The organism is Streptomyces sp. NPDC002793 (genome assembly GCF_040295485.1).
In the GTDB taxonomy this organism is placed as follows: Bacteria; Actinomycetota; Actinomycetes; order Streptomycetales; family Streptomycetaceae; genus Streptomyces.
Genome location: NZ_JBEOVL010000053.1, coordinates 39026 through 45759, shown reverse-complemented (window position 1 = coordinate 45759; position 6734 = coordinate 39026). Strand labels below are relative to the sequence as shown.

Here is a 6734-nt window from a genome sequence, read left to right as displayed (position 1 = left end):
AGCTACAGACCATCCTCGCGACATGGGCCGGCGCCTGCCCCACCTGTCACCGCGACATACCCGCGCCAACATCGACCTGACCAAGCCCTACTAGGTGACCGGTGGCCGCATAGGTGAAGGCGGAGACCGCACCGTCCTCATGGCGAATCCGGGTGACTCTGCCAAGAACATCCCTTTCGTACGCCAGACTCTGCCCCGCGGCATTGGTGCGCCGTATGAGGCGGCCGACCGCGTCGTGCGTGTAGGAGACGGTGCGGCCGTCGAAGTCTGTCTCCGCGACGAGTCGGCCCGCCGCGTCGTAGGTGTAGTGCCACTCCAGGCCGTGCGCGTTGGTGACAGTGGTGAGGCGCAGTTCCGTGTCATGGGTGAAGCGATAGCCATTTCCGTCGGCGTCCCGGCGGGTCGCGACCCGGTCGAAATGTGTAGGCACGGAGGTGTTGACACGGCCCATGCGGTCAACGTGTTCGATGAGGTTGCCCTCCCCGTCCCACGCCCACTGTTCGCGTGTGCCGTCGGGCAGTTCCCGCCACGTGAGTTTGCTCTCGACCGTCCAGCCTTGGCGGAGGGTGGCACCCATGGCGTCAGTGACCTCGGTGACCCGGCCGAAGGGATCGCGCGTGCAGAGCATGCTGGCACCGCTGTCGGTCGTCATCCCGACGGGCAGACCTGCGGCGTCATTCGTGATCCGGGTCAGGCCGCCTGCCGCATCACGCACCGTGATCAGACCACCATGGGCGTCGAACTCGTAGTCGGTCCTTGCGCCGATCGCATCCACCGCGGCAACGCAGTTTCCACGATCGTCGTATGCGTATCGCCGTGTGACGCCCCCACGTTCGGTGATCGCGACGGGCTGGTTCCTGTCGTTGTACGTCGCAGTGGTGCGGGCACCGTCGGGGGCGACAAGCCCGACGAGGTTGCCCTCCTCGTCCCGTTCGTAGCGGGTGGTACCGCCCAGAGCGTCCGTGCGCGACAACGGGCGGCCGAAGGCATCGAACTCGGAATACGTCGTGTGCCCGAGGGGATCGGTCTCGCGGATGACCTGCAGATGCTCGTTGAGATGGAAGACGGTTTCCGAGCCGGTGGAATCGGTGTAGCGGGTGATCCGCTGGTTCGTTGCGCCCTCCACCTCGTAGGTGAAGGAGGACGAGAGGAAGCCCTCGGGTCCGATGGTCCGGTCGACCCGACCGGCGCTGTCATACACGTACTGGTAGGCGGACCCGTTGCGATCGGTCCAGGAGGTGATCCGTTTGTCCTGGTCGTAGGTGAACCGCAGGGCGCGCCCGGAAGAGTTGGTGACCGTTTCCAGGCATGCGTCGCTGTCGAAGCCGAAGGCCACGACTGGGACAGGGCCCTGTGGACTTTGGAGCGACAGTCCGGTGACGCGCCCGAGCTGTGGCCAGAGGTGACGAGCACCCGATAGCCGCCGTCGTGCAGCACGGCGGAGGGCAGGCCGTGGTCGTCACGGTGAATCCGGATGGTGTTGCCGTTGCGGTCCTCGATCTCCAGCAGCCAGTACACGCCGCCGCGGTAAGGGCTGCCCAGGAATCTGCGGATCACACCTGTGCGTGGGTCCGTCACCACGTACGTGATGTCGCCCATCGCTGTGGTGCCCCCGTGCGTGAGCGGCAGTTGCTCCCCCTCGACGGGGTGCGTGCCGGCGCCTTCCTCGGGCAGCGCGGAGTAGAGAAGCACCGAACCGTCCTCGCGCGCCCAGGCGGCGCCGTTACCGAGAGGTTCCAAACGCTCGTCCAGGGTCGATGCCCAACTCGCGCCGAAGAAGTGGCCGTATCGATAGTCGGATATGTGGGTGCGTCGGATAGCGAGGGGCAGAACCCCGGGCAGCTCCAGATCCGTCTGCGGCAGCACCATCTGCCCACTGGCGACATCGACGGGATCCGTCTCACAGCGTCGTTTGGACAGGGAGACCGCATTGCCTCGCGGGTTCTCCTGGGCGTCTTGCATCGAAGGCGGGGTTCTGCGGCGTCCGCCTCCGTCGTCCACGCGCCGTTCACCTCTGTCGTCACCCTTGCCGTCGCCCGGGGTGATCTTGTTCAGGCCGTCACGGATGTCGTGGTCGGTGTCCTTGTGCGTCTTGGAACTCTTGGCGATGCGTTCGGGAACCGTCTTGCCCACGTGGTCGCCCATGTCGCTCAGCGCCTTTCCGAGCTTGTCAACCACCCCTTCGATCGTGGTGTCGAGTACGGCGGTCAGGGAGTCCTTGCCCTTGGCCCGGCCGTGGTGTCCCTTGGCCTTGCCGAGCTTGCCGCCCGTCTTCTCGCGCATCGTGATCTGCACACCGGCCAGGTGCATCCCAGCCTTGCTGTGCGCGTCGTGGTCGATTACCGGGCCACCGCCCGGGCCCGGACCCCCGGACCCGCCCACCGAGTTGATCTGCAGCGCGTCCTTGCCCGCCTGAGCCGCCTGCCCGGTGTCGTAGCCGTCCTGCACGCCCGCGACGTTCAGCGCGGTCTGGACGGCCAGATCCGCCACGATGTTCTCGATCGCGGCGACCGCCGGCTCGGTGAGCGTCGCGACGATCTCCGATACGGCGGCCTCAGCCATCTCCTTGAGGATCCGCTTGAAGGCGATACGGGTCGCCGCGATCTTCGCGCCGGCCAGGAGCGCCGACAGGCCGGCCGTCACCGGGGCGAACGCCAGCGTGATACCCACCGTCGCACACAGATCGGCCAGCTCGGCCACGGCGGCAATCTTGCGGGCCACGATGATGTCCGCGACCCGGTCCAGGGCACCCGCGACGAGCCGCGCGGCCTTCGCCAGATCCTTGTGCTTGCCCTGCACCTTCGACCAGTGCGCGTCCAGAGCGGCCAACGACTCGCTCTGCCCGCTCGCCAGCAGCTTCTGGATGTGCTGGTAGGCGGCGTACGCATCGTCGTCCGCGTCATCACCGAACTCCCGCAGCGCGTCCGCCATGTCGCGGTAGGCGTCCTCGTCGACGTTCGGCCAGCCCACACCGACCACATCGAGCATCGTGTCGACACCCTCAGGAATCGTATACCCCACGATGCAACCCCCCGATTGACTGATCATCAGCTCGAACCACCATACGATTGACCGCCATGCCCTGCGAGATCGGGAGGGACGGGCAGACCTGGTGTTACGGGCGCCGGACAGGGAGCTGTCGCTCCAGGGGCAGTGCATCGGGCGCGACACGGTGGTCACCCTTCCCGAGGCGGAGGGCTACTCCTTGCAAGGCCCCTCGCGCACACCCGAGGGGCCCGGCACCCCGGCCGTGATGCCCCAGTTCCGCTACTTCAACGACCAGGCCGGAGACTTCACCCAGGCCGGCCAGCCCGCGATCAGCACCACTCTCCGAGATGCCGCCCCTGCCCTCGCCGCACTCGACCACGTCATCCCCGCCGGTCCGCTCGCAGCGACCTCCGCCGAGCAACTCCACGCCATCGCCGGCCACACCCCGACACCACGCCCCGAGCAATAACTCGCGGAGTAATCTTCTCGAGAGCCCTCAGGCGGGAAGCGCGGGGAACACGACCACCGAGCCGTCCCTGTCGCGGGCGATCTCGATCGCCACGTCTGTCGCGCGGCTGTTGACCGTGATGCCATCGCCGAGCTGGTGAATCCGGTGCGTCGCGCGCATCAGTCGATCGACTTCACCGGGCGTGAAGACGGGCCGCAGACCGTTCGGGCGGGCCAGCTCCAGCGCCGACAGGCGCACCAGGACACCGGCGATGCCCGACTCGAGCTCGTCGAGGCGCTGCTGGTCGCGCCTGAGTGCGCGGGTGAAGCTCTCGAACAGGTTGCCAGGGTCGTTCTGGGCATGCTCGACGGCTTGCAGGACGATGACCCGCCGCTTCAGCGCCAGGGCCAGGGCCGCGAGTTCGAGGTGGGCGCGGAACGTGCCTCCCTGGTCACCGACACCGGGGAACGACTTGGTCAGCACGGCGATCTCGACGGCCTCGCCGTCGGGCAGCTTGTCGAGTGCGCTCCGCCACCGGGCAAGGCGGCGATCAGCCCTGCCCAGCGCCGTGTTGATGGCGTGCACCGCCGAATCCAGTCCCAGCGAGACGCCGAGCTTGCCCTGGTCGAGCAGGATGGCGGTGGCTTTGTCGATGGCATCGCGACAGCCGTCGAGTTCACTGTGCTCGTCATCGAGCTTCTCTTCGTGCAGCTGCTCCAGCAGCTCCGTGATGTGTTCGATGGCCTGCTGGCGCTGGCGGTCGGCGTGCGCGCTCACCCCCACCGCCACGGCCATGAGCACGAGCGGCGCGGCCACGGTGAGCGCCGCGCTGCCGGCGGCTGCGACGCCGGCCGTCGCACCGGCCCCACCGGCCGCACCCGCCGCTGCTGCCTTCCCGACCGGCACGAAGGTCGCGCCGCCGGCGATGCGGCCCATGGGGTCTACGAGCGGGCCGCGGATGCCACCGGCCACCGCCTTCGACATCATCGAGCGAAGGGTGCCCTGACCGAGCTGAGCGGCGACCTTCGCCGGAACTACCATGGTGTACAGGTTCTCGCCGGCGGAGGTCGCGGCAGCAGCCGCTGAGGAGTTCCGCGCTGTCTGCGTGACGAGCTGCGACAGGTGCTGTGCCAGGGGGCTCACGGCGTCGAGCGGGATACCTCGGCTGCGGTCGAGGTCGGCGGGCAACGGATGCACCTCAAGCGTGGCGATCGGCTCGTCGGCCAGGGCGGCCAGCACACTCCGCAGTTCGCCCAGGCGCTCAGCCGTCATCGGCCCGTCTCCGACCACTGCGGGCACCCGGACGTCACCCGTCGCGAGCGTCCACACCGGAACGGCTGGTGCCTTGCGGTAGTCGATCATCGTCTTCCCCTTGTTCGCCCACAGCAGCCTACGGCTGATGTCCGACCGGAGCGGCGTGCACTCTCGTGTGATCAACGCGCATGGAAACGCTGATGATCACCGGTCTTTTGCCTGTCCTGCGGCCGTACCGACTCCCCCTGAGGGCAGCCAATCTACGTGATCCGTGAACGTGCAACCGCCCTGCGCATGAACAGCTCGGCCCAGACCGTCTTGCCAGGGGCGCCGACGCGTGGAGTGACACCCCAGCGGGTGGCCAGGTGCTTGACGAGGAGGAGCCCGCGGCCGGTCTCGGAGTCCGGGGGTGGGGTGGTGGGCCGACGGGTGCCAGCGAGGCGGCGCTCAGTGCGGGTGTCCGTCACCTCGATGCGGATTACCTCCGTTGTCACGGTCAGGCGTACGCGGAAGTCGCGTCCTGGGACGTGGCCGTGCTGCACGGCGTTGGTGCTCAGCTCGCCGGTGATGAGCGAGAGCGTGTCGTGGGCGGGGGAACGGTAGGGGATGCCCCACGCGTCCAGCCGCTCGCCGACCAGGAGCCTGGCGAGGCGGGCACCGCGCGGGGTGGACGTGAAGCGCATGACGAATTCGTGGCCGGTGTGCGGTGGCTCGCTCTTGCGCGAGGCGGTGGGGGAGGTGGTCATGGGAGTGAGGTTGGCGGGAGCGACATCCCGTCCACCAGCAGCAACGCTTGTACGGGGGCCGGTTGTACAGGCTGCGGGGGCTTGCGTACGCCCCTGACAGGCAGGGGCTCTTTCGGGGGAGCGGGTCAGATTCGGGCACGCAGCGTGAGCGCTGTGCGTATTTTTGTGACGGACAGAGGGTGTGCGGTGTACGTGGTGGGGTGAGAGATGACGGAGACGGAACGGGACGACGGAGCCGTGGGATTCCTGCGGTGCTTCGGGATGCAGCTGAGGCTGCTGCGGGAGCGGAAGGGGCTCACACGGGCCGAGTTGGGGTCGCTACTGGGATACGGCGAGGACCAGATCGCCTCGGTGGAGCTGGGGCGGCGCATCCCGAAGCCGGAGATGATCGACCGGGCGGACGAGGTGCTGGGGGCGGGCGGGCTGCTGGTAGCGATGAAGGCGGAGGTGGCGCGGGCGCGGTATCCGGCGTTCTTCCGCGATGCGGCACGGCTGGAAGCGGACGCTGTGGAGCTGCATGTGTACGCGAACCAGGCCGTACCCGGGCTGTTGCAGACGGAAGGGTACGCCCGAGAGGTGTTCACCATGCGGCGTCCGCTGCTGGGGGAGGAGACCGTCAGCCAAAGGATTGCCGCCAGGCTTGCTCGGCGGGACATCTTCGCGAAGCCTACGATGCCGACAATCAGCTTCGTCATCGAGGAGTCCGTTTTGCGCCGCCCTCTCGGTGGCCAGAGTGTGAGGCGCGGGCAGTGGGAGCACATTTTGTTGTGCGGCCGACGACGCAATGTGGTGGTCCAGGTCATGCCCATTGAGTGCGAGGAGCACGCGGCGCTGTCAGGGCCGTTCACCTTGATCGAGACGCGTGACGGACGGAGGATTGCCTATGTGGAGGCGCATAAGGACAGCCGTCTCTACACCGACCGGAGCTCAGTCCGCGAGCTCGAAGAGGCCTATGGGCTCTTGCGAGCTCAGGCGCTGACTCCGCGTGAGTCGATGGATTTTGTCGAGACGTTGCTTGGAGAGCAGAGAAATGACCATGCTCGGAGTCGCGCACCGCTTGCCCAGGAACCGCTGTAGCAGTGAAGAGGATGCTGGGGAGTGCGCTGAAGTGACTCTGGCCTGGCACAAGTCCAGCTACAGCAGCGGTGAGGGCGGGGAGTGCCTTGAAATAGCAACCTGCCCCAGCACTGTCCATGTCCGCGACTCGAAGGACGTGACTCGTCCTCCCCTGGCCCTCGCTCCGAAGGCCTGGACCGCGTTCGTCGGGTTCGTCAGCGAGGTGTGAGGCGGGCTGGGCG

6 protein-coding genes and 1 pseudogene are annotated in these 6734 nt (G+C 67.6%); 3 read left to right on the top strand and 4 right to left on the bottom strand.

The features are described from left to right. Positions 1 to 46 precede the first annotated feature (46 nt). Positions 47 to 1336, bottom strand: a complete 1290-nt coding sequence (locus ABT001_RS36160; protein ID WP_502967555.1) for a hypothetical protein — start codon at positions 1334 to 1336, stop codon at positions 47 to 49. Positions 1337 to 1692: 356 nt separating this feature from the next. Continuing rightward, a pseudogene (locus tag ABT001_RS36155) lies at positions 1693 to 2988 on the bottom strand (DUF6531 domain-containing protein); the annotation flags it as partial. A 124-nt stretch (positions 2989 to 3112) separates the two neighbouring features. Here ABT001_RS36155 and ABT001_RS31835 point away from each other — a divergent pair. Continuing rightward, a complete protein-coding gene (locus ABT001_RS31835; protein ID WP_502967554.1) occupies positions 3113 to 3457 on the top strand; it encodes an ISAzo13-like element transposase-related protein in 345 nt (114 codons plus the stop codon). Positions 3458 to 3484: 27 nt separating this feature from the next. On the opposite strand, the gene ABT001_RS31830 is transcribed toward ABT001_RS31835, so the two are convergent. Together ABT001_RS31830 and ABT001_RS31825 are read right to left on the bottom strand one after the other, a co-directional pair. Next, on the bottom strand, positions 3485 to 4798 hold the full coding sequence (locus ABT001_RS31830; RefSeq protein ID WP_351284759.1) for a hypothetical protein: 1314 nt from the start codon (positions 4796 to 4798) through the stop codon (positions 3485 to 3487). Between the two features lie 152 nt (positions 4799 to 4950). Next, positions 4951 to 5436: an ATP-binding protein gene (locus tag ABT001_RS31825; protein ID WP_351284758.1), complete on the bottom strand. Its 486-nt coding sequence runs from the start codon at positions 5434 to 5436 to the stop codon at positions 4951 to 4953. Positions 5437 to 5643: 207 nt separating this feature from the next. Between ABT001_RS31825 and ABT001_RS31820 the strand changes: the two genes are divergently transcribed. Together ABT001_RS31820 and ABT001_RS31815 are read left to right on the top strand one after the other, a co-directional pair. Then, positions 5644 to 6513: a helix-turn-helix domain-containing protein gene (locus ABT001_RS31820; RefSeq protein ID WP_351284757.1), complete on the top strand. Its 870-nt coding sequence runs from the start codon at positions 5644 to 5646 to the stop codon at positions 6511 to 6513. Next, complete coding sequence (locus ABT001_RS31815) at positions 6473 to 6721, top strand: DUF397 domain-containing protein (protein WP_351284760.1); 249 nt, start codon at positions 6473 to 6475, stop codon at positions 6719 to 6721. Before ABT001_RS31820 ends, ABT001_RS31815 begins: the two co-directional genes overlap by 41 nt. Positions 6722 to 6734 lie beyond the last annotated feature (13 nt).